The following is a 22,643-nucleotide window of genomic DNA, read 5'->3' as shown; positions in this document are numbered from 1 at the left end:
AATCGGAACCTCGACGAACGAATTGAGGAGATGACACATGATGGATGATAGGGGAGTCGTCGTCAGTATCTCGGGCACGACGGTTCTTCGCCCGGGCATGGGGAGGTTTCCGATGTACACGTCCCATGCGACCGTTGACAACGGCGAACTGGTCGCCTATTTGACGGGGCTCAACAACGATGGCGGAGGATTCCCCTCGACCCGTCTGGCGATCGGAGAATCCATCGTGGACTCGACGGCAGGTACTTTCACTCTGCTCGACGTGACCCCCGGATCGGGCGGGGGCCTTCCCGGCTCGGGAGGGACAGCGGCATTCCGATTCGTCCCCAAGAGGGGGTTCGAATTGTCCGAGGAACTCGCGTCGTCCAGGCCGTAATGGCTGATCCGAATCGACGAGGAGCAGTAATGGAGTATTCGCGCATCGCCGCACGCCTGTTGCCGGGCGCCGTTATGTGTTCGCTGGTGCTCACGGGGTGCTTCGCCGGCACGGACTCCCGCGAATCGAATCATGCCGAAAGCAGTCGCCAGTCGTCCTCGGCCGACGAAGCCCCGCCGACCCTCGGAACCCGCTCCGCCGCAGAGGTGACCTGCGACGATGGCCTCGTCGTCAGTATTTCCGGTACCGCTGTCCTGCGGCCCGGTGCGAGGATCCGCCCCGCTTACACCGCGTCCGTTGCCGACGAGGACGGCCAGTCCGTGTCCTATCTGACGGGCATGGGAGAAGGCGGCGGAGGGTTCGCCTCGACGCGGCTGATGATCGGGCAATCGATCGAGGACCGCGGCATCGGAACCTTCATACTCATGGATGCGATGACGGGATCCGAGGACGAGCCCGGCGGTGGCGGCACGTCGGTGTTCTGCTTCGTTCCGGAGGAGGACTTCGAATTGTCGTACGACCTCGCCGAACAGGCGGCGGAAAGGGGTCTCAAGCAGTCGTGAGGATGTTCCCGACGCCAACGGGGACGAAACGCGGGGCCGCAGACTCAGCTGGAAACTCCCGCCGGCCCGTCCTTGTCCTCGTCATACCCATTGCCTGGCCTAGACGGTATGGGTGACCCCGGTCTGGGGTGAGGGCTCTGGCGGGCCCCCGGCTCTGCCCCGATCCGGAAGAAGCGACGGCATTGATCAAGGCCCTGCCCGGCCCGCCGGCAGCGATCTATGAAGCTAGCCCGACCGGTTACGGTCTCGCCCGAACCCTCCTGTCGCACAACATTCGAACGGTCGTGGCGGCCCCGTCCGAACTCCAGCACCCCTCCGGTTCTCGGGTGACGACCGACGCATTCGACGCCGAGCTGTCAAGCGGCCCATCACTCGCTTGACCAACTCCCCCGGTCAGCACAGCTAGCCGTCGCCCGCTATCTCCAACAGACAACCAGGACCACAACCAAGAAACTCGTCACCGCACTCAAACCCCTACGCGAAGTCACCATCGAACTGCCCAGAGGACACCACGTCATCGCCCAAGCAGCCCTCCCCACACACGCACGATGAATCCTCAACACCCTCGAGGCCACTAAACCTGCACAAGTCAGGTGAGACTTGAGACTGCCGCTCCAAACGGCTCATGCACCCGGAAAAGGGCCCTGCATCCACTGTGGATGCAGGGCCCGAACGAGTGAATGGAGTATGAACTCCATTCGTTCACTGGAATCGTGCAGCGTTCGCCGAATCGGTCGAGTTGTACGACTGGTTGGCCGAATCGACGAGGGTCGAGATCTGCGCGAGGACATCGCGCATACCGGTCATGCCCTCGGTCCACTGCTGCTTGGCGATCAGGTAGGCCTCTTGCGCATCGCCCTCCCAGTTGGAGTGGAGCTGCTGAAGCTCAGCATCCATGTTGTCCAGGGTGGACTGAATGGCGGCGGCACCGGCATTGAGATCGCCGGAAGCAGTGCTGAGCGATCCGTAGTTGACTTTGAGATCCATGAGTTCTTCCTGTTCTGCTACCGGGGTCAGCCGAGACGGCTCGCGAGATTGGCGAAAGTGGCTTCCTGTTCCTGATCAGCGGTGTCGTAGTCGCGCTGAGCGGAACGGAGGTTGTCCTCGAACTGAACGAGGGCGTTGTTCACCTTCGAGGCCTCTTCGTTCCAACGGGCCATAAGGGCGTGAAACGCCGTAGCTGCGGGACCGGTCCAGTTGGAACCGATAGCAGCCATCTGGCTTTCGACAGTAGTGATGCGCGCCTTGAGGTCGTCCCGGGTCGCCGACACGGTGTCGGCACCCTTGAGGATCGCGCCCTCGGCCGCGGAAATCTGACCTGCCATGTTGTCTCCTCCATCGTGGGGTGCGCAGTGGATGCCGATCACACCCATCGCAGTTGGCATTCGTTACCCTAGACAAGGGGAACGGTCCGCGTCTACGCCCCGGACGAGATCCAGGTCCTGCGTTGGCGAAGCGATGTCCGCATGCGGGGAAAGTCGGCGAGTCGCCGACACAGGCGCCGCCCGTGGACGAGTGTTCCTGCGCGCGCCGTCTACGGCGCGCTCGCCGAAGCGAGGGTGACGACGCGTTCGCATCGCCGCCGCGTATCAACGCGGGACGGCCGTCCCGATCCTCCGCAGGTACTCGTCGACCACGGTCCGGGGGACGGGATCCCACAACTCGACGTAGTGTCGGGCTCGTTTGACGCCCCGCGCCCCCTGCGAGCACCACTCGTTGAGAAGTTCCTTATCAAGGAGTGATTCCGCGATCATCCGCTCAATGGAACCGCCGTATCGGACAGCGAAGAACTCACTGTACTGAAACTGTCGATTCGCTTTCGCACGGCGCAATTCTGCGATGGGAAAGAGAACCAACGGCGCCAGGCAGATGAGGGACGGTCCGGCGACGGCGATGATGAGCATGCCGATATCGGTCATTGAATCTCCTCGAAGCGGGCTCGTGCAAGTCTGCGCGCGACGTGATCGGGGACGTCCTCGTATTCCTGGATGTATCGGATCGCGCGTTTCTCCATATCAGGGCCTTCTCGCCGCAGCTGCTCCGGCGGGCGCTCCGACGCCTGCGTAGAACACGATCAGGCCGACTCCGGTCGCAACGAGCGAGTTCGCGATTGAGCTCGCCGCCGTCGAGAGCTTCGACGCGGCCCGGCCTCACCCCGGCCCGTACCCGATGCGAGTGTATGGAGCAGAGGAACGATGTCGTTGATCGCATCCTTGACGAGGACCGCGAGTGGGATATCGATGGCTCCCAGGCTCAGGGGCTGAATCGCAGCAGCCGCGCGTTGAGCAGGCGCCGTCTGCTGGTCCCACAGTCTAGCGTCAGCGCGGATCGCGTCGGTCACGGCTTTGATCTTGGGAGCCACGGTTATTCCTTCTTTCCGTGCAGGCTGTGCAAGGTGGACAGGAGACGCAGGATGGTCATGTCGGCATCGACGAGCCGTTGAACGAGCATCGCCGATCGCCGCGGTGAGTGCGCTCCCGAGTTCGGCTGGATCGAGGTCATCACGCCAGCGATAGTCGATCGGCAGATCGGCGATCGACCCCGTATTCCTGACGACGATGGCGATCATTCCCGTATCGTCCCGCCCCTCGGCGGTCTCGGGTACTTCGCGCGCCGCCCCTTCAAGCACGCCGACCACGCTCTCGAGTCGAGCGATAGCGGCAATGAGATCCTCATCGAGGGGAATCGATTGAGTCATTGGATTGTTCCCTGTTGTTTCGGATCATTACAGATCGACTGTATGACAACCGCATCGACGACGGAAGGGGAAGAAGCGCCTCATCACACATCGTCCGGGCTCATCGGCCGCCGAGATTCTGATTTCTCCGGGAAGCCACTAGCCTAGGAGAGGGAACTTGCGCCACGCGAAGGAAGCGAAGGACTCCATGACCACGTTGAGTCGAACGAGCACCGCCCTGATGCCGATCTCGGTGAATTTTGCCGGCGAAACCGTCGACATGTCGATCCCGCAATCGGTGTCCCTCGCCGAGGCCATTCCCGGCATGGTCGACGCCATGGGGAGAATGGACCCGCGCACGGTCTCCGACGGATTCGACGTCGTCGCCTCCGACGGTCGCACGCTCGACCAGTCGAAGTCGCTCCCCGACCAGAACATTCGAGCCGGCGCGCTCCTCACCCTCGAACCCATCGGGCACTCCGCCCGCGATCTGCGCTACGACGATCTTGTGGAAGCAGTCGGATCCAGCGTCGAGAAGAACTCGACCGAATGGACGCCCTCCGATTCCCTCCAGTTATCCTCGCATGCCTCCGCGGCGCTCGTCCTCATCGCAGCCCTCCTGCTCGCCCTGAGCCCGGAGCACGGGTACATCACCGCCGCGATCGGAATCATCGGCGCCCTCCTCGTCACCGCCTCCGCCGCGGTCGTCATCAGAATCCCCTCTTTCGCCGGGGCCATCTCGCTGCTCGCCACTGCGCCCCTGCTCATGATGTCGGCCGGCATTACTCTCGTCGGCGGCGGTTGGCGACCGATCGCCTGGCTCGCCGGTGGAATCGGCATCCTCATCGCGGCGGCGAGTTTCCTCATCCTCCCCCCACGTCTGCGGTCCATCATCGGGGCGCCACTCGTCCTCGGATCGACAATGGCCCTCAACGGCGCCGTCGGAGCCTTCACGACGATCCCCGCCGATCACATCGCGTCCCTTACGCTCGCCGCCCTCCTCATCACCTCCCTGTCGGCCCCGTGGTTCGCCCTCGCCCAAATCCCCGTCAGAGTGACGGGCCCCAAATCGATGGCGCCTGTCAACATCGCCGAGGTCGAAGGGAGGATCTCCTCCTCGCAGATCTTCGTCATCTCCCTCAAAGCAGGCGTCTCCCTATCCCTGGGATTCCTCGCCCCCCTGCTGCTCGGATCCCCCGAGTCGATCCTCCTCCTCGGATGCTCCGGCGCCGCCCTCATGCTGACGACGCGCTCGCTGCGTTCCCGCCTCGAGGTCCTCATCGGAGTCCTCGCGGGGATGATGCTCACCGTATGGGCGATGGTCGCTGCCGCCCGGTCGTATCCCTCACTCGTCCCAGGCATCGTCATCGCAGCACTCGCGATAGCCGCCTGCCTCTTGGCCGCCAACGTCGTCAATGCCCGCATGCGCCCGTGGCTCACCCGTACAGCCGACGGCCTGAGCATCATCGTCCTCCTGGCGATCCTCCCTCTGACCACCATGGTGTGGGGCGTGCTCTGATGCCCTCGAACAAAGACATCCTCGAAGCCGAGCGCTTCAACCGACGCCGCCTCGTCACCGCATTCTCATCCGGCACCCCCGGGGGGAAGGAGCTCGAGGCACCCAACAGCCTGCGTCCGATCCTCATCGGCGGCGTCATCGCAGCGCTCATCCTCATCGTCGCAGCGGTCATGGCTCGTTTCTCCCCGACTCTGCCCCAAGGCTGGGAGAATTCGACGATGATCGTCGTCAAATCGACCGGCGCACGCTATTACACGATCGACGGGTCCCTGCGTCCGGTCACCAACGTCACTTCCGCGAAGCTCCTGTCAGAGCCGGGCTCGTACAAGACGAGCAGCGTGTCGGCTTCGACCATCGAAGGGCTCCCCCGACGATCCCAAGTCGGAATCACCGGCATCCCCGATGACGTCCCTTCTTCATCCGACCTCGCCTCCGATAAATGGCTGTCCTGCGCACTCCCCTCGGGAACCCACACCTGGGTAGCCGGAACTCTCGAACGAACGGCGATCGCGGGCTCCACGCTCGTCACCAACGAGGGCAGGCAGTACCTCATCAGCGGGGGCACACGCTACCTGCTCGACACGACCGGCACCCTCGGCCCCGCCCGAGCCCTCGGCCTCGATCAGGTGGCTCCGGTCCAAGTCGAGGCCGCTTGGCTCGACCTCTTCGTCAAAGGATCAGATCTGGCCCCCCTGTCGATCGAGGACGCCGGACTGCCCGCAGAGAACATGCCCGAGCGTCTCGCGTCGGCCCGCATCGGTACCATCATCGAGGTCCGCAACGATGCTGACGACGGCTCGCCCAGCCGCAGCTACATCGTCACAGGAAACGGTCGCATCGCTGCCCTGTCATCCGTCGCGCGCCAGATGTACGAGCTGTCCGACGCCTACAGGAGTGCCGGGAATCCGCTCACCGCGTCCCTCGCCGACATCCAGGACCTGGGAGGGACCGAGTCCTTCGGTCCCTCCGACTGGCCCCCGACGATCGACCTCGAAAAGGTCGTCGACACCGAATCCGTCCCCTGCGCGAACCTCGTCCTGACCGAATCCGGTGCGAGTACCGAACTCCTGTCGATGAATGCCCTGGAGGCGACGAAGGCCGCCCTCGGCACCTCGGGGACCGGCACCGGATCCGACGCGACCACGATGACGAAGCCGAGCGGCACTGTCACCGTCCGAGGCGGTTCGGGCGCCCTCGTCCGCGCGTCCTCGGGCGGGACCCTCGGCTCCGTCATATTCATCTCCGACATGGGGAAAGCACACAGCCTGGGAGAGAATCCGGCCGACTCCATCGCCCGACTGTCGTGGACCGCCGACGATTTGGTCACAATTCCCTCGGCGTGGGCGCGACTCGTCGAGCCGGGTGAGGACATGACCGCTGAGGCGGTATGGAATACCGTGAGCGTCCAATGAGGAGGCGATTACTCACCAGCCTCATGATGACGGCGTTCATCGGCGTCTCTCTCCTCCCGGTACAACCGGCTCGTGCAGACGATCGTGCGGCGACAGATGATCCGTGCGTCGAGACCTTCAACGAGCACACTCTCGTCTCCCAAGCGCCCTCTTTCATCGCGCAGCTGGGGATGAACGATGCATGGCGCTTATCCGAGGGCAATGTCCTCGTCGCTGTCGTCGACTCCGGCGTCGATGCCTCCAACCCGCATCTTGCCGGAGGCACCGTCATTGCCGGCAAGGATTTCGTCGGCCAGACCGATGGACGAATCGATGTCTCCGGACACGGAACCGCCGTCGCGGGTGAAATCGCGGCACGGCGGATCGAGGGCTCAGGTGTCGTCGGAATCGCACCCCAGTCGCGGATTCTGCCCGTCCGCGTCTATGAGAGCAACGATCCGCAGACGGTCGAGGACGGTCACGGCCCGGACTCTCGAGTGACGGCCGAAGGGATCCGCTGGGCCGCCGACCAGGGCGCAGTCATCATCACCGTCCCCCTGTCGTCTCCGACTCCTTCGCCCGAACTCGAGAGCGCCGTCCGTTATGCGACGGACCGGGGCTCCCTGGTGGTCGCCTCAGCGGGCAACGTCGACGCTGCGAATGACTCGGGGGCCAATACCATCCGCTACCCCGCCGCTTACCCGGAAGTCCTGTCGGTGACGGCCGTTGACGACACCGGACTGCCAAGCGACAACGTCGTCGCAGGCACACACGTCGAGGTCGCTGCTCCCGGAGGCAAGGTGTTGACGACCTATAAGAGCTATGGTGACTGCGTGCTCGCCCCCGATGCCCCGACGGCCTCGTACGCCACCGGCTATGCGGCGGGCCTCGCCGCTCTCGTTGCCTCGGCTTATCCGTCCGAATCAGTGGCCGAATGGGAGTACCGGATCCTCGCGACTGCGCTCCGGACGAATGCGGCGAGGAAATCGGATCGTCTCGGCTGGGGGATCATCGCCCCGTATGACGCGCTCACCTTCACGAACGACGGGACGGCTCTCGGACCGGACAATCCGAAGTACCCGCGAGGGGAAAAGACCGTCGAGCCGTTGATGATTCGTCCCGCGCCCCTCGTCGATCATAGCGGAGCGCATCGTCGGCTCGTCCTCGTCATCACAGGAGCAGGATCCGCGCTCGTCGCAGCGGTGCTCCTCGTCTCATGGATGAGAAGGCGCCAGTGGGGGCCGCACGCGTCGGAGAATGCCTCTCCGATTCAGTCGAGGGTGACGCATTCCTCGACTGCCCTCGATTGACGCCCTCGTTCGCTCACTGCGACGACCTGCAGACAGTTCTCGCCCGGCACCCCGACGATCGTCACTGTGTTCGCATCGATATTGTTGAGGACAGGCTCCTCACCGGGCCTGGTCGCCGTGTACAGGTAGTGATCGGTCGTGGCGGTCTGGACGCCTCGCCCGGACTGGGTGCCCGACTGGGACTGCTCGGCGCCGATCCATGTCCACGTGACATTGCCGTCGTTGATCGTGCCCTTCAACGATGTGACCGGGGCCGGAGGGGCGTCGATCGGGTCAGCGGTCTCATTGCCCTGATCGGGAGTGATCGCGGGCAGAGTGATCCTCCGCCCTCCCCCCGTGAGCATGGCGACGACCAATCCCGCGATGATCACGGCTGCGATAAGGACGAGGGCGACGATCCCCCACACCGAGACCCGGCCGGGCGCGGACTCCTCCTCCGGATCATCAGCTCGGCGCCCGGTGGTCGCCGAGCTCGGCTCTTTCCAGGCATCGGCGCGGGCGACGACCCCTGAATCGAAGTCGAAGCTCGGCGCACGAAGCCTTGTTCTATCGGCGTCGATAGACGGTACCGACCGCAGTCGAGTCCCTTGATCGGCCTGTCGCGATTCAGACCCGTCCCGATGGCCTTCGTCCACTGCCCCGCCGAACGCACCGAGCGATGGCTGCGCCGAGCCACCATCGGATCGCGGATCACGAATCTCGAGACGGGTGACGGGCCTGCCCATGAGACGTTGAATCCCCTGGAGGGCCCGCCCGAACTCCGCGGCGGAGGGCGTTCGGGCCAGCGGATCGACGGTCATCGCGCGGAGGAGGACCTTCTCCAGTTGAGCGGGGGCGTCGGCGCGTCCAAGACCGCCAACGCGCCCGGATCGGACTCGCGCGGCGACGGCGACGGCGGAGTTGTCACCGAGGGGATCCTCGAAGGGGCTGCGCCCCGACAGGAGGGTCCACGTCGTGGTCGCCAGCGCCCATACGTCTTGCGTCGGATGGACGTGGGTGCGTTGATCCTGCTGTTCAGGAGGAGCCCAAAGGACGGAGAAACCGTCGAGGAAGCCGTCGGCGAGGGCGCCGACGGGAGAGGCCACCCCGAAGTCGGAGAGAACCGGACGCCCGTACGAGTCGAGCATGATGTTCGTCGGCTTGATGTCTCGATGAACGACGTCCGAGCGATGGAGCATTTCGACGCCGCCGCTGATCTGGATCATGATGTCGAGGGCCTGATCGATCGACATGGGACGCGCTCGCACTTGATCGCCGACATCGGAGACAGGGCAGTACTCCATGACGAGATACGGGCATCCGTCCTCAGCGGTCCCGGCGCCGTACAGCTGAACGATCGCCGGATGCCCGGCGACCGCCGTCATCGCATTGGCCTCGCGTCGCAGCTCCGCGGCGCCTCGCTCGTCCGTCTGCGAGCGGACGACCTTGATGGCCACGTCGCGCGAGGGCAGGAGTTGACGGTAGAGGTGCACATCCGCGAAGCCTCCCGCCCCCAGGGGGCGCACCCATTCGAATCCCGGCAGTTCAGGACCGGGAGCAATCGCGGTCATCGGAGTAGGCGTCATCGGGACTTCTTTCTGCTCGGCCGCCGAGACGCGGAGGCCTGAGAGGTACTGCGACTCGCTCGGGCGGCGTTCTCTGCGAGGTGCTTCCGGTTCCGGTGAGAGGCGCGTGCGCGCCGATATCGGGCGAGCAAGGATCTCAAGGACAGGGCACGATGGATCCGGGTAAGCGGTCGAGCCGTGCTCCGAAGTTCCCGACGCAAACCGTCGACCTCGTTCCAGGCGAGTACCGCCTCCGACTGGGACCCGCCTTCCTCTGCGAAATCGGCGATGTCCGCCCGACGGGCGACGGCGACGATCGTGGGGACCCTCTGCGCGAACAAGGTCCATCCGGGAATCACCGCAGCCTCACCGGAATCGCCCTCACCCCGGCGGGCATCACCACGGGATGAGTCGGCACGGTCCTGCCACAGGCTCGTGAGCTCCCACGCCGTCTCCTGGCGCGTCTTGTTCGGCATCACCGTGATGCCGGCATCAGTGGCCATATCGACCACTTCGTCCCACGATCCGACCAGTGCTGCGCGCGGGTCCGCGGTGTTGCGCCGAGCGCGCCGACGCAACGCCTTGGCGAGCAGGATCGCGAGGATAGGGCCGATGATCACCAGGATCGAAACCGAAACTCCGACGATCACCCCCCACGGGATCTCACGATCCTCGTCATCTTGAGACTCTGCGTCGCGATCGGAAGTCGTCGGCGGCAGATCCACCGGTTCTTCAGGAGGCTCGGGCGGTTGCAGGACCTGAGGCCGGGGCACGGAATTCGGCTCGGGCACGTCGGTCCGAGGCTTCTGGTCGCGCGGCGGCGTCGGATCGAAGACGCCCCACCCGGCGTCTTCGAATTCGACCTCCACCCACACGTGCATGTCCGCGCCGTAGAAGGACGCATCACCGGAGACATCCTCCGAGTAGAACCCCATAACGACCCTGGCGTTCATTCCGATGGAGTGAAGCATGAGCGCCATGAGAGCCGCGTACTGCTCATCGTCGCCGATGAGCTGTTCAGCGTCGAGCATGCGCTGAAGACGGTCGGCCCGATGCCCGGGACGCGAAGCCGCCGCATCCTCGTTCGAGTAGAAGCCGTCCTCGGACAGGTATCGTTCGATGGCTCGAGCCTTCGCGAGAGGGGACTGCTCCTTCGCAGAGACCGAAGCGGCCAATTCGGCGATGCCCTCGGGAACGTTCTCATCCCTTCCGTAGAAGTCGGTGGCCTCGACGTCGGCCAATCGGCCGTCGGAAGGCTTCGGCTCGACGTAGGAGATCACGGTGTAATCCATCGCGGAAGTCGGTCCGGTCGTCAGTGCCGAGTCGGACCACAGGTCGGCGTGCAAGCCGTCCTGCTGCTCATCGGCATCCTCGCCGCTGAAAGTGAGCGTCTGGACGGTGCCGACCGATGGAACCCAGGGACCGATGAGACCCGACGTTTTCATCGTCATCTCCGCGAGGCGGGCGTCCTCGCTGACGACCTGCTCGGGCAGGCGCGATCCGACGGACAGATACCCCGATCCGGGATGAGTTTCAGCCTCGCTCATGCCGAAGGTCGTGCCGTCGTAGACGTCCATGACGGCGATGCGCACCCGTGCGGACTCGGGAAGCCCCGTGACCGAGAGGAGCTTCTTGCGCTCCAAATCGGTCGTGTAGTGGCGGTAGGCGGCCAAGGGCGACGGGTAGGCGCGCACATCGAGCGGTGGTTCGACGACATCGCGGCCGACGATCCTTGAATTCCAGGGCCCCCACTCGATCGTCGCCGGAACGGCGAGTCCTACGCCGATCGCTGTCATGACGAGAGCCGACACCGCCCGACGGCCGATGTTGATGACGCTGCGAGAGCGGCCGGTCGTCGCCGTAGAGGTGACGTTCGTCGCTGTCGTCCTCCGTCCGATGAGGATGTCCTCACCGTCGGCGATCCGACGTCTCTGGGCAGCCGCAGCCCACCACAGGAGAAGCGCCGCCCACCAGACGATGACCGGCCAGATCATCGGTCGCGTTCCCGACGGTCCGAAGGCAATGCCGATCGCTCCCATGAGGATGATCGGAACGCTTCCGAGGATCGCGCTTCCCCTGCGCACGGTCGCAAGTCCGGCGAGCGTCGACGATACGAGGCCGCAGATCCACGGGACCAGGGCGGGGCCGATGTACGAGGAGGCGGGCGGGGTGACGGTCAGCAGGTCTTTCCAGGACTGAACCGCCCCGAGTACCAATACCTGGAGCGTCTGCGCCGTAGGGAGCACGTGATACAGAGTCGTCTTCGGCAGAGCGACGGCTCCGCCGAGGAGAAGATACGCCGCGAGCACCGCTGCCAGGACCGACAGTGCATCCCACTTCCAGCGAGTCGCCGCCGCAGCGATCAAGAGGCCGATGAAAACGCCGGTCCCGGCCGCGAGCGCACCCGAAGGATCGCCGAAGACTGGTGTATGAGCAGCGGTGGGGCCGATGAAGAGCGCCCCCACGACGAGAAGCGCCCATCCGGGGAGCCTTCCTCGAAGGCGTTCCTGCACGGCGGCGACCCTCGGAGGAGGGGTGCCGGTCGGGTTGTTCCGGGGACGCCGGCGTCGCGGAGCGGTCATGACAGCTTTCCCCCCACGATGAGGCGAGGCAGATCGTCCAGGCTCGGGCAATCGAGGAGCACCCCCCTGGAGAGTCGGCGACGCCGACGCGAAGCACCGGGACGGACGCGGATGACGAGGACCGACACGTCCGAGCCGGGCACGCCCGCCAGACGCGAGGCGTCCTCGTCCGACATCCCGGGATTGACGACGATCGTCACCGCCGATGCTCCGCCGCGTTCTTCGACGCAGCGCCTCACTCGCTCCTCGACATCAACGTTGTCCCCCGCTTCGATCTCGGTAAGGGCATCGAGCATGCGGACCGGTGAGCTCGTCGGCAGCCAGCCAGCCGATGTGCTCATCGATACCGTGCGAGACGCGCTGAGTCCGGTGAGAGCGAGCGAGGCTCCGATGGAAACCGCTGTTTCGAAAGCATCTCCGGGCCACACGCGAGCCGCCGTATCGATGATGATCATGTGGTGAGAACGGCGGGTTTCCTCGAACTGCCGAACGATCAGGCGTCCGAGGCGCGCAGTGGACGCCCAGTGCACGTTACGTCGGTCGTCGCCCGGTTCATAGTCACGCAGGGCGTGGAAAGAGACATCCGAGGAAGACAGTCTCGCCGTGGTCACCCCTTCGACGTCCAGCTGGAATCCCGTGGCATCGAAGGGGAGCCGTACCGTACGCGGATGGACTCTGAGGACATCGGGGCGGTCCCCTATGCGGACGCGGCGCAGTAAGCCCAGGCCATCGGAGCGGACCGATCTTGCGGGACCGATGCTGATGAGGCCGCGCCGACGGGTGACGACCGAGAAGATCTCCTCCCATCGCGCTTTCGGCCCCAGTGGCGGGACGAGGAACTGTCCGCTTCCGGCTCCGATGGGGAGCTCGATGACTCCCGAGCCGATCGGTCTGGTACGCGTATTGGTCACGGTGATGCCGCCGACAGCGGTTTGGCCTGCAACGATGCGCTTCTGCGGCAGGTCGATCGCGATCCGATGCGGGATAGGCCATGCGACGAGCACCAGTGCCGAGAGCATGACCGCAGCGCAGGTCGTCGCAATGACGTGCGCCTCGACCCACCCCCACGTCGTGGCGATCCATGCGGCGAGGCTCCCGCAGATGATCACCGCCCACCCTGTGGCCGTGATCGTTTTCAACCAGCTGATGCCAAGGGCGATCACAGGGGTGCGGGATGCCCGGATGAGGGCGTCGCGGGCCTTTTGGAGCGGCGCTGTGAGAGTCACTGGACTCAGGCGCTCACTGCCGGCGCAGGAACGGTGGTCAGAGCGCGGTTGATGACGCCCTCGGCCGTGGCCCCCGAGAAGAGGGCGTCCGGATCGACGACGATACGATGCGCCCACACGGGGATCGCGAGGTCCTTGACATCGTCCGGAAGGACGAAGTTACGTCCCTGGGCTGCGGCCCAGACACGGACGCAACGGGCCATGCCGATGGCTCCGCGCGTGGAGACGCCCAGCGTGGAGGACTCATCCTGACGGGTCGCCTCAGCGAGAGCAGCGATGTAGTCGAGGACGGCTCGATCCGTGTGATTCTGCGCCGCGAGTCCGGCGAGACGCACGACCTGATCGGCCTTGAGCAGCGGTCTCACGAGTTTCGATCGGTCGGGCGCAGCCGCACCGTCGAGGACGTCGATCATGGCGGCCCGTGACGGATAGCCGATCGAGGTCTTCATGAGGAAGCGGTCGAGCTGGGCTTCGGGCAGGGGGTAGGTGCCCGCCTGCTCGATCGGGTTCTGGGTGGCGATGACCATGAAGGGCTCCGGTGCGAGGTGGCGGATTCCGTCAACCGTCACCTGAGCCTCCTCCATGACTTCGAGCAACGCCGACTGAGTCTTCGGCGAAGCGCGGTTGATCTCATCGGCGAGGACGATCTCAGCGAAGATCGGTCCGCCGTGGAACCTCCAGTCGCCGCTCTTCTGGTCGTACATGTTGACGCCGGTGATGTCCGAGGGCAGCAGATCGGGAGTGAACTGGATGCGAGCGGTCCGCGAGTCAATGACCCTCGACATGGCGCGGGCGAGCGCGGTCTTGCCCGTGCCGGGTGCGTCTTCGAGAAGAAGATGCCCGCCCGCGAACATCGTCGTCAGGGCGAGACGGATCGTCGGCTCCTTGTCGAGGACGGCTGCGGAGATGCCGTCGACGAGGCCTGCGAAGGTCTGGGCGAAGCGCGTGGCATCGTCAATGCTGATCGTCATGTCGATCTTGAATCCTTGTCATTCTTGAGAACAGGTCACGAGGTCGGGGCGCTGCGCCCACAGGGCGTCGAGGGCCTCTTGCGTCGCCGCGAGAGTCCTCACGCCCGAGGGTGTTCCCGCATCGCCGGATACGGTGATGGTCTTTTTCGTCGAGTTGTCGACGTCGGAGATCACGGTGCACACGAGGGGTTTCGCATCGAGGGTCCACCCCACTGGAGCGACCGAATAGGTGAAGCAGCTCTCCGGAGTTCCTCCTTCCGGCGTTTGAACACCGGGAGTGACGTCAGCTGCACAGGTATTCGTCCATGCCAATCGGACGTCCATCGGAGTGACTGCGGTCGTAGTCGACGAGGCCGTGCCCCACGCGTTGGAAATCTCCAAGGTGAACGTGTAAGCGCGCCCCGGAGCCAGGTCTGAGACCGTATGCGCGCCGTTCGCGTAGGTGACGGGAATGCGGGATCCGTCGACCAGCAGCACGGCGCTCGACACGGGCGGGCTGGCGCTCTCGATGTTCCAGTTGAGGGCGATGCTCGTCGTCGAGACCGGTGTCGCCGTCAGGGTCGGCGCCTCGGGTTTCGACTCGGGCGCCACGGCTTGCGCCGTCACGATCGCCGACACGGACGGATCACCCGTCGAAGCGATGCCGACCTGGCAGAAGGAGTAGGAGACGGGAGTGTTATCGCCGGAGTTGATGAGCATTGACGACGTGTCGAGCTGCGGGCCGTCGGCGCCGCACCCGCGTCCAGTGATCGTGTAATGGATTCGAAGCTCATCCGGAGAATACCCGCGTCCGCCTTTCTTGGACAGACCGACCACCCGGAGTTCGCCTTTGACGCCGGTGGGCTCGAGCCTCAGAGCGTCGGCGGACGGGGCGAAGGGAACGGTCGAGACCCTCACGACCGATGTGCCGATGGCGGATTTGTTGCCGTGAGCGTTCGAGGTCTGAACCGTCACTTCATGCCCGAGTCCGGGTTCGATGCCGACGAGCAGCGCCGAAGTCCGTGTCTTATCGACGGTCGTCGAAATCCCGCCGACGGTCACCGTCGTCTCGCCCCAATCAGCGTCTTCGGGGCTGCCACGGTCCCACGATACTCCGACGGTCGCAGTCACCCCGTCGGCGCTGGCCTCAGTGACAGAGGCTGTGATGGCCGTCGGCGTATCGGGAGTACCGTACGGCGTTCCGATCACGCCGTCCGAACTCTGTGACGGTTCCTTCGCCCCGTTATGGGCGACAACGGTAACGGTGTAAGACTGACCGTTCTTCAGATCGGAGACGATGGTGCTCGTACTCGTCGCTTCGACGGTTCTCACGCCGTCGGCCCCGACGACGCTCACCGTGTACCTCGATATCGCGGATCCCTCATTCTCGGGAGGGGACCACGAGATTCTCAGCTGACGATCTCCCTCTTCGAGCGTCGGCGTCGGCATCTTGCCTGGCACTGCGTCGATGAGTTCCCGGTTCGATGCTCCGGAGGGATCGGAGTAACCGACGTCGTTGTGCGCGCGGACGGTGAACGCATGCTCAACACCGTTCGTCAACCCGGACGCCTCGCACACCGCGATCTCGCACCTGTAGGTCTGGCCTGTCGTCACATCCGTCATCTCGTAGAAGTCGATGTCCGCGCCGTTACTCGCACCGGGGGTGAAGGACACCGTTGCCCGGCCCGCCCCCGATACGGAGGCCTTGACCTCCGTCGGGGGCGCGGGACGATCGCGCACCGTCAGGATGATTTTGCCCTGGACGTTGCGGGACGGATCCTCAGTCGCATCGGCCACCTTATAAGTGACGATCATCGATCCGGTCTTCCCCGCCTGAGGCGTGATCGTCAGGCTGTACCTGTCGGAGTCGGGATCGAGGGTGCCCGCCCCCACTTGGAACTGCACCGAGTGGATGCGGAGTCGCGTCTCCTTGAACGGATTGAACAGGGCGGGGGTGAGGTCGATGGTCATCGACTGCCCGGCGTTCGCCGTGGTGATTTCGATGTCGGTCGCCCGCGGAAGCTCTGCGGTTGATGACACGACCTTCACCGGTATCTGAGCCTCGACCTCACCGGAGCCGTCGTCGACGGACACGACGATCGGGTCGAGGTCTCCCTTCTGCTGTCCGAGGACAGCCTGAACGGACAGCAGGTGCCCGTTGAGGGAGACAGCCACCCCGTTGGGGCTCTTGACGAGGGAGTAGGTGAACGAGGTCGGATCCGCGTCGTCCGGGTCATCGACCATCAGCGAGAGGTCGTAAGATACCGGATCGTCTCCCGCAGCGACTCTGATCGCCGTAGGAGTCAGCGTCGGCGGGTGGTTGGTCGTCGACTTGACTCTGATGGGGATCGTCAACACCGCCGAGAGTGCCGAGTCATCATCGGCGAGGCCGTCGCGGGCTTCGAAGGAGATTGAGCTCTTGCCGGTGTAGTCGGCAGTGACATGGAATTTCAACGAGTGATCGTCCACGAGTTCGATTCCCGGATCAATGCCGACGGAAGCCGTTACCGATGCTCCGTCGACGATGTGCGCCGTACGACCGGAGCGCACGAGGACGTAGTCGTTGATGTCGATCGTCACGTCCTCATCGGCACGAACCTCGAGGGGGACTCGTGTCTCATCGACGACCGGATTCGTCCGGTTGATGCCGGGGACGAAGAGGACCGCCGAGGAGCTCAGGCCGTCCTTGTCGGTGATCGTGTAGACGATCAGCGCGCGATTCTCGGTGGGAGTGACGATCACCTCCTGCCCATCGACGGATGCGAGGGAGGACTTCGTTGACACTGTGAGGTCGGTGAGGACCCCATCGGGATCGTCATCGTTGTCCGTCACCGCCACGCGAACACTCCCGGTCCTTTCGGGAAGCTCGGAGATCGCGACGACGTCGTCGCGCGCGACTGGAGCCTGCAACGGAGCATCCGTCCTCACGTGAATCGTCAGGCTTGCTGTGGCAGTGCCGCCCTTCCCGTCGGTGATCCGGTAAGCGATCGAGTAGTCACCCTCGTCCGCTGGAGAGGTGAAGGTGACGGTCTGCCCGGTGATGCGAGCCTCCAGTCCCGTGACGTTGGAGACCAGGGATCCCTCGAGCAGGGAGATCGTATCGCCGTCCGCATCGATGTCGTTGACCATTACTCCGACGGACACGTCACGGGCCGGGCGGATCGTGATCGAGTCGTTGACGGCGATCGGATCCTGGTTACGCGTCGAAGGCGGGGCTATGCCGACACGAACTCGGGCCGTCGCCTGTTTGCCCTTACGGTCCTCGACGATGTACGTGAAGACCTCGGTCCCGATCGCGCCTTTGGAAGGCGTGTATTCGAGCCAGTCGGTTCCCAGTTCGACGGTGCCTTTCGTCGGCGACTGTTCGATTCCGACGAGGGTCACCGAATCCCCATCGGGGTCGATGCCGTTGAGGGGGACGGAGATCCGGGTCATCTCCGAGGTCACCGCCCATGCGGTGAGGGCTTTCGGGCGGGGTGCGGAGTTCGCCTGGGAATCCGCGATCACTTCGAAGGTGACCGTTGATGATGCCGTGTTCCCGACCGAGTCACGCACCGTGTAAGCGAGAGTCACGATTCCCGGAGTGTCGCCGGCTTCGAGACGGACGAGATTGCCTGTGACGAAGGGGGTCCCGAGCTCGGGTCTCTTCGTGAGGTTTTCGATGGTGGTAGACACGGTCATCGGCAGGCCAGCAGGCGAGCGGTCATTCGCGAGGACTGCGACTGAGCCGATATCTCCCACGCGAACTTTGACGCTGTCCGGGTTGGCCTCGGGGGCGGCGTTGATGTCTCTGGCTCTCGTCGGTACGACGGTCACTTGGGCTCGCGCCGTATCCTGACCGTTGGATACCGTATATGTGAAAGAGACGGAGTCGTCGAGACCCGCAGGTGACGTGATGCGAAGGATGTGACGGTCGAGGAGCGCAACCTGCAGCCCGAGGGATTCGGGGACGTCGATGGTCTGGACGACGAGGACGCCGCCCGCCGGATCCGTGTCGTTGGCCAACGGCGCGACCAGTGTGGATCCTCCAGCAGGGAGCACAGCCAAGTCGTCCTCGGCGATGGGGGTGGCCTTCTCTTCGGCAGCTACGACGTCGACTCGGATGACGCCCAGAGCGGTGGACGGACCATCGGTCACCGTGTATGTGAACTGATACGAGCCGGGCGCGGTTCCCGTGAAGGTGATGGTCCCGAGGCCGAGATCGGGGACCACGGTGGTCGTCACGGGAGCGACGGAGACGGCGACCAAAGACAGGGCATCGCCATTGGGGTCGATGTCATTGGTGACTGGATCGAGGACGAGCGGTTCCCCTACCCTCGCGACATAGAAATCGGCGTTGGCGGTGGGGACGATATTGCCGGGTTCCTGCACATCGACCGTGAGGAGCCCGCTAGTGGTATCGCGCCCATCAGAGACCTCGATCTCGACAGCCTTCGTTCCTGCTCCGGCGCCCAGCTCTGTGATCGATATGGTTCCGTCCTCGGAGAATTGAACGGACAGGCCTGCAGGGGCCACGGCACTGGCGAGGTAGATCTGGTCGCCGTCGGGGTCGATCCAGTCGGTGAGGATGTTGTACTCGATCTGCGCCTCTGAACCGATCTTGACGACTGGATGACGCACTTGTCGAGGGCCTTCATTCACCGACCATGGATGAACCGACACCGTCACGGTTGCGGTGTCCGCCGCCTCGCCGTCCGTCGCCTCATAAACGAAGGAGGTCGTCCCCGCCTGGTCTTCGCCCACATCGGTGATCTGCAGAGCCCGACCGCCGCGAGAGCGCGTCAGTCTGCCGAAATCGGCGGGCTCGATAACCCTTGCTGTCAGGACATCGCCGTCGGCATCCGAATCGTTGTTGAGGACCGGCAGAGTCGTCGAGCGTCCTGGACGAATGCCGAACTCGTCGTCGACGGCTTCGGGAGGAGTGTTCTTCTCCTGGCGCTCGGGGTCGGCGATCTCCTCGGTAATCTCAGGAGTCTCCTCCTGCGTCTTGTTCTCGACGAGTTCCTTCGCCACCTGATCCCAGTCGTTCATCAGCACCATGTTGTCGTCGGGAAGCCAGACGGAACCGTTGCCGATATCATTGAGGACGATACGGGTGCGATTGGTGCGGAAAACGATCTCCTCGGCGCTCCGAAGACTCTCAACGGTGCCGGACTCATCTTTCGAGGAGTCGTCGCAGACACGCAGATACGCCCCCGATACCGTCCATGCGGCGTAAGCACAGCGGTTGTGGCGGACCGGGGGCGCTGCGTTACCCGCAAGGCCCTTCGGGGAGGTGCCGAGAACCGCCGCATCCCCGCCATCGAGGGGAATGGCGAAGAGCCCGGTCGTCGTCGCCACGAGGACCCGGTCCGAATCCGGACCGGGTTGTTGAAGGACCGCGCCCGAGGAGATGCCCTGGTCGGCGAGGTCGTACGAACTGCCGTCGGGCAGAATGAGGGTGTTAGTCGAAGAGTCGAGGCCGACGGGATGTTCTCCGACGACTGTCAGACTGAGGTCGGATGCCCTGGACAGACCCGAGACGGGGATCTCATGGGTGTCGATGACTGCTCCGGTGCGTTGAGCGATGAAGAATTCGCCGGCGACGGCGGAAAGCGCATAGACGTTGCCGCTGGTCGAAGTTGCGACGACCCCGGCCTCGAGGCCTGTCGTCAGTGATGTCTCCTGCGTGTAGGCGGTCGAGGAGGGGGCCGAGGCGTCGGCGAGCCACACGTTCCCTTCAGCGGGGTCGATGACGCCGACGGACTGTCCTCCTTGCATGGCGATGGCGCCTTCGGGTAGGGATGTCGCCGCCCCCAGGGCGACGCTCGACACATCTACCGGAGCGAGAGAGCGGGATGCGAAATCCGAGAAGGTGACGGTGTCTCCCGCTTGGCCGATATCGAAATTCGTCGACTCCGTGACGAAGGCGGCATCGAGAAGCCGGGCGTCGTAATTCATGTGACCAACCATGAGCTTCGAGGCGTTGGTCACCCAGATCCCGCCGTCGTCCACATTCACTTCAGTGGTTTCGACCCCTCGGTGAATGATCGCCAGGACCGAAATGATCAGCGAGAGCACAACGACGAAGACCGCCGGAGTCCGCCGAAGCAGACGGCCACGACGGCGCGAACCGGCGCGAGAAGCCATGAACCCCTCTGATCTTCTTCCGATAGCCGACAATCCGCAGACATTCTGTCACGGCCTCTCCCGATTGTGGACGGATCGTCCAGAGATGGGACCGGAGGCCCCGGTCTCACTGGCCGTTGAAGGTGAACTTGCGCTCCTTGCCCTCGCCCTCGACGCCGACGGTGACGACCTGACCGGCGGTGATCTCCCCGAAGAGGATCCGCTCGGACAGGGCGTCCTCGATCTCCCGCTGGATCGCACGACGCAGCGGACGCGCGCCCAGCACCGGATCGAAACCGAGGTCGGCGAGCAGATCGCGCGCCGCGTCGGTGAGCTGCAGGCGCATGTCCTGAGCCTCCATGCGCTTGGCGAGCTTGGCGATCATGAGGTCGACGATGAGCTTGATCTGCTCCTTGCTCGACTTTCCGATTCTCTCCGCGCCCTGCCGGGGAAGCGGGTCTAGACGAGCGCCTCGGAAACTCTTAGTATCGCTGATACTCGAGTAGCTCCTCGTGGCAGTGCCGCCACGAGACCAACGATCCGCGTCGGATAGCGAAAATACCCAAGACACCTACTCACGGATTGAGGGAATGATGACCGTAGTTCGACGAGTATCCGCCACTGCGCTGAGCGTCGCGATTCTCATCACATTCGGAACGACAGCGAGTTACGCCGATTCATCTTTTGACGACTCAATCGCAGGGGAAGTCGGCCTGTCCGACCCGTATGAATCCACCGCGCATGACCTGTCCGCTGACGAGTCGACGAACACGATCGACACGCCTCAACCAACAGCGGTAAACATTAAGACTTACGCACGAGCGCGAGCAGATCTTCCCCACTGGAAAGATACTGGAGGATTCGGCGAAATTGCCGGACACGGATGGTGGGACACCGTAGGAACCACCCATCCGGTGAACCGCGCTCAGGTTCAAAACACTTTATGGCTATGGGATGGGCAGTGGTACGTCGTTAAATCATCAGAATGGGACTGGTACTACCCAAACGGAGGCGCAGGGAAGCGGTCGAACGTCCATGTTCCATGCAAGACGGGCAAAGAGGTTCGCTGGGCGAATCAGTCCAAGGTTTGGGTAGGAGATCATGCGACCACAGGAGTTTCAGAGAGCATCGAGAAAAACCATTTCTGCTACCCCTGGAAATGATCATCAGACGATGATCGAACTGACACTCAGCATATACGGAAAAATCTCATCTCCAATTGAAAACACGCTATCCCATCTTCCAGAAATCGGATTGATGGAATTCGAAAGGATCGCGAAGGCGGCAGGCCGCTACGCCACGGCTCCGAGCGAAGCGGGAAACACTTCACTCGCCTTCTACCCCTTCGACGTCGATCTCCATCTGGAGCCAAGGGAAGGCGAGGGGAACGAGGGAAGAGAACTCATCACCGCTCAATTCGATGTCTGGCCAGAATATCCACCGTTCTCGATCCCCTTCCAACCGATCATCGAATTCACGAAACACACACTAGATCTATTCGTCTCGGCAGAGATCAGCGGAGTATCCGTCGAGCTAGAAATCCCCTCCAACAGAATAAGAGAATCCACCTTAATAACAGATCGGACCTGCGAACACTATTCCCACAATGATTCGGAATGTGGCGCAAAACAGTCGGAACAAGCACTGGGCATCAGTATTGAACACTGCAAGAACATCACATTCAACACCGATGTCTTCATGGAGAAACTCAAGAATCGCCTGGGCCAGAACGAGGATCTCAATGATCCGGTCACCGCATTACTCAGCCCATCAGAGGGAAGAGAAGTCGAACACACCAGAAATTCTTACCTCAGGCACATCTGCACCGAGGGGATCAAGCGCCATTCATTCATATGCAGAATGCCCCGAGCAGCGCTGGCAGATATCAGCAGGATCATTGGCGCCGCCTTCTTAGCGCACCAGGAAGCCGTTGATCAAAAAACAATGATCAGGAGACCGTTAGACGAGCCCGATTCACGATTCACCTTCCTCGAAGATCAGAGGAATATTCCAATTCGCCGTGAACGCGGCGAGTTCATTCGAATTCGGATCAATCCCTTCAACGAAGAGACTGACGACAAAATAAGTCCTCTCTCCACCCTTATTAATCTTTTCAAACGGAAGAGGAACCACATAAGAACCAGATTCAAGATGCACATCTCGACAATTCGCAACATGCCCCTCAGGGTGCTTCTGACAAACAGGAATTCTGTCGATCCTCCCGTTCTCCGCGCGACCGGCGCCATCAATCCCGTTTTCAAAGAATGCGATATCCAAGAATGTTGGCTCGTTATCCAAGATGAGTTCCAGCGAAGTGCCCCGATCGACTAGAAGATCATCCTCCATCCATTTGAACTCAGGAGCGTCATCTCCGAGTTGAACACTCTCCGATGTTTG

Annotated in this window: 16 protein-coding genes and 1 pseudogene; 7 read left to right on the top strand and 10 right to left on the bottom strand. The window is 63.4% G+C overall.

Annotated features, from left to right (window positions below; all coding sequences use genetic code 11):
* Positions 1-37: 37 nt before the first annotated feature.
* Together HD592_RS02515 and HD592_RS02510 are read left to right on the top strand one after the other, a co-directional pair.
* Positions 38-376, top strand: coding sequence for a hypothetical protein (locus HD592_RS02515; protein WP_184451640.1), 339 nt, complete (start codon positions 38-40; stop codon positions 374-376).
* A gap of 29 nt (positions 377-405) precedes the next feature.
* On the top strand, positions 406-939 hold the full coding sequence (locus HD592_RS02510) for a hypothetical protein (RefSeq protein WP_184451638.1): 534 nt from the start codon (positions 406-408) through the stop codon (positions 937-939).
* Between the two features lie 702 nt (positions 940-1,641).
* Here HD592_RS02510 and HD592_RS02505 read toward each other — a convergent pair.
* The 4 genes from HD592_RS02505 to HD592_RS02490 all read right to left on the bottom strand — a co-directional run bounded on the left by HD592_RS02505 (position 1,642) and on the right by HD592_RS02490 (position 3,637).
* Complete coding sequence (locus HD592_RS02505) at positions 1,642-1,926, bottom strand: WXG100 family type VII secretion target (protein ID WP_184451635.1); 285 nt, start codon at positions 1,924-1,926, stop codon at positions 1,642-1,644.
* Positions 1,927-1,952: 26 nt separating this feature from the next.
* Positions 1,953-2,264 carry a WXG100 family type VII secretion target gene (locus HD592_RS02500; RefSeq protein ID WP_246429967.1) on the bottom strand — a complete coding sequence of 104 codons (312 nt, stop codon included), beginning with the start codon at positions 2,262-2,264 and terminating at the stop codon, positions 1,953-1,955.
* A gap of 264 nt (positions 2,265-2,528) precedes the next feature.
* Entirely contained in the window at positions 2,529-2,858 is a 330-nt protein-coding gene (locus tag HD592_RS02495; RefSeq protein WP_184451633.1) for a hypothetical protein, read from the bottom strand.
* Positions 2,859-3,013: 155 nt separating this feature from the next.
* On the bottom strand, positions 3,014-3,637 hold the full coding sequence (locus tag HD592_RS02490; protein ID WP_184451632.1) for a hypothetical protein: 624 nt from the start codon (positions 3,635-3,637) through the stop codon (positions 3,014-3,016).
* 187 nt (positions 3,638-3,824) lie between these two features.
* Between HD592_RS02490 and eccD the strand changes: the two genes are divergently transcribed.
* From eccD to HD592_RS02475, 3 genes are read left to right on the top strand one after another with little or no spacing between them, the layout of a single operon-like run.
* Positions 3,825-5,135, top strand: coding sequence for a type VII secretion integral membrane protein EccD (eccD, locus tag HD592_RS02485; RefSeq protein WP_184451630.1), 1,311 nt, complete (start codon positions 3,825-3,827; stop codon positions 5,133-5,135).
* On the top strand, positions 5,135-6,547 hold the full coding sequence (gene eccB / locus HD592_RS02480; protein WP_184451628.1) for a type VII secretion protein EccB: 1,413 nt from the start codon (positions 5,135-5,137) through the stop codon (positions 6,545-6,547). Before eccD ends, eccB begins: the two co-directional genes overlap by 1 nt.
* Entirely contained in the window at positions 6,544-7,836 is a 1,293-nt protein-coding gene (locus tag HD592_RS02475) for a S8 family serine peptidase (RefSeq protein WP_184451626.1), read from the top strand. Before eccB ends, HD592_RS02475 begins: the two co-directional genes overlap by 4 nt.
* Here HD592_RS02475 and HD592_RS02470 read toward each other — a convergent pair.
* From HD592_RS02470 to HD592_RS02445, 6 genes and pseudogenes are all read right to left on the bottom strand, one after another.
* Positions 7,797-9,401, bottom strand: coding sequence for a serine/threonine-protein kinase (locus HD592_RS02470; protein ID WP_184451624.1), 1,605 nt, complete (start codon positions 9,399-9,401; stop codon positions 7,797-7,799). The genes HD592_RS02475 and HD592_RS02470 overlap by 40 nt on opposite strands.
* The gene (locus HD592_RS12450; RefSeq protein WP_343058714.1) at positions 9,398-11,893 is read right to left on the bottom strand and encodes a transglutaminase-like domain-containing protein; all 2,496 of its coding nucleotides are present in this window, start codon (positions 11,891-11,893) and stop codon (positions 9,398-9,400) included. Before HD592_RS12450 ends, HD592_RS02470 begins: the two co-directional genes overlap by 4 nt.
* A 65-nt stretch (positions 11,894-11,958) precedes the next feature.
* The gene (locus HD592_RS02460; protein ID WP_343058712.1) at positions 11,959-13,188 is read right to left on the bottom strand and encodes a DUF58 domain-containing protein; all 1,230 of its coding nucleotides are present in this window, start codon (positions 13,186-13,188) and stop codon (positions 11,959-11,961) included.
* 5 nt (positions 13,189-13,193) lie between these two features.
* Complete coding sequence (locus tag HD592_RS02455) at positions 13,194-14,159, bottom strand: AAA family ATPase (protein WP_184451620.1); 966 nt, start codon at positions 14,157-14,159, stop codon at positions 13,194-13,196.
* Between the two features lie 18 nt (positions 14,160-14,177).
* Entirely contained in the window at positions 14,178-20,267 is a 6,090-nt protein-coding gene (locus HD592_RS02450; protein WP_246429966.1) for an Ig-like domain-containing protein, read from the bottom strand.
* Between the two features lie 106 nt (positions 20,268-20,373).
* A pseudogene (locus tag HD592_RS02445) lies at positions 20,374-20,652 on the bottom strand (NDP-hexose 4-ketoreductase); the annotation flags it as partial.
* A 184-nt stretch (positions 20,653-20,836) separates the two neighbouring features.
* Between HD592_RS02445 and HD592_RS02440 the strand changes: the two are divergent.
* Both HD592_RS02440 and HD592_RS02435 read left to right on the top strand, forming a co-directional pair.
* Entirely contained in the window at positions 20,837-21,409 is a 573-nt protein-coding gene (locus HD592_RS02440; RefSeq protein WP_184451618.1) for a hypothetical protein, read from the top strand.
* Positions 21,410-21,419: 10 nt separating this feature from the next.
* Entirely contained in the window at positions 21,420-22,577 is a 1,158-nt protein-coding gene (locus HD592_RS02435; RefSeq protein ID WP_184451616.1) for a hypothetical protein, read from the top strand.
* Positions 22,578-22,643: the final 66 nt, after the last annotated feature.

The organism is Schaalia hyovaginalis (assembly GCF_014208035.1).
Classification (GTDB): domain Bacteria; phylum Actinomycetota; class Actinomycetes; order Actinomycetales; family Actinomycetaceae; genus Pauljensenia; species Pauljensenia hyovaginalis.
Note: the sequence above shows the minus strand (reverse complement) of the source record. Positions and strands in the feature narration are given on the sequence as shown.

Excerpts from the sequence above, each read along its gene's own strand:
- HD592_RS02470 (WP_184451624.1), bottom strand. The coding sequence starts at position 9,401 with ATGACGCCTACTCCGATGACCGCGATTGCTCCCGGTCCTGAACTGCCG.
- HD592_RS02515 (WP_184451640.1), top strand. The coding sequence starts at position 38 with ATGATGGATGATAGGGGAGTCGTCGTCAGTATCTCGGGCACGACGGTT.
- HD592_RS02500 (WP_246429967.1), bottom strand. The coding sequence starts at position 2,264 with ATGGCAGGTCAGATTTCCGCGGCCGAGGGCGCGATCCTCAAGGGTGCC.
- HD592_RS02450 (WP_246429966.1), bottom strand. The coding sequence starts at position 20,267 with ATGGCTTCTCGCGCCGGTTCGCGCCGTCGTGGCCGTCTGCTTCGGCGG.
- eccD (WP_184451630.1), top strand. The coding sequence starts at position 3,825 with ATGACCACGTTGAGTCGAACGAGCACCGCCCTGATGCCGATCTCGGTG.
- HD592_RS02455 (WP_184451620.1), bottom strand. The coding sequence starts at position 14,159 with ATGACGATCAGCATTGACGATGCCACGCGCTTCGCCCAGACCTTCGCA.
- HD592_RS02440 (WP_184451618.1), top strand. The coding sequence starts at position 20,837 with ATGATGACCGTAGTTCGACGAGTATCCGCCACTGCGCTGAGCGTCGCG.
- HD592_RS02475 (WP_184451626.1), top strand. The coding sequence starts at position 6,544 with ATGAGGAGGCGATTACTCACCAGCCTCATGATGACGGCGTTCATCGGC.
- HD592_RS02490 (WP_184451632.1), bottom strand. The coding sequence starts at position 3,637 with ATGACTCAATCGATTCCCCTCGATGAGGATCTCATTGCCGCTATCGCT.
- eccB (WP_184451628.1), top strand. The coding sequence starts at position 5,135 with ATGCCCTCGAACAAAGACATCCTCGAAGCCGAGCGCTTCAACCGACGC.
- HD592_RS02505 (WP_184451635.1), bottom strand. The coding sequence starts at position 1,926 with ATGGATCTCAAAGTCAACTACGGATCGCTCAGCACTGCTTCCGGCGAT.
- HD592_RS02435 (WP_184451616.1), top strand. The coding sequence starts at position 21,420 with ATGATCGAACTGACACTCAGCATATACGGAAAAATCTCATCTCCAATT.
- HD592_RS02510 (WP_184451638.1), top strand. The coding sequence starts at position 406 with ATGGAGTATTCGCGCATCGCCGCACGCCTGTTGCCGGGCGCCGTTATG.
- HD592_RS02495 (WP_184451633.1), bottom strand. The coding sequence starts at position 2,858 with ATGACCGATATCGGCATGCTCATCATCGCCGTCGCCGGACCGTCCCTC.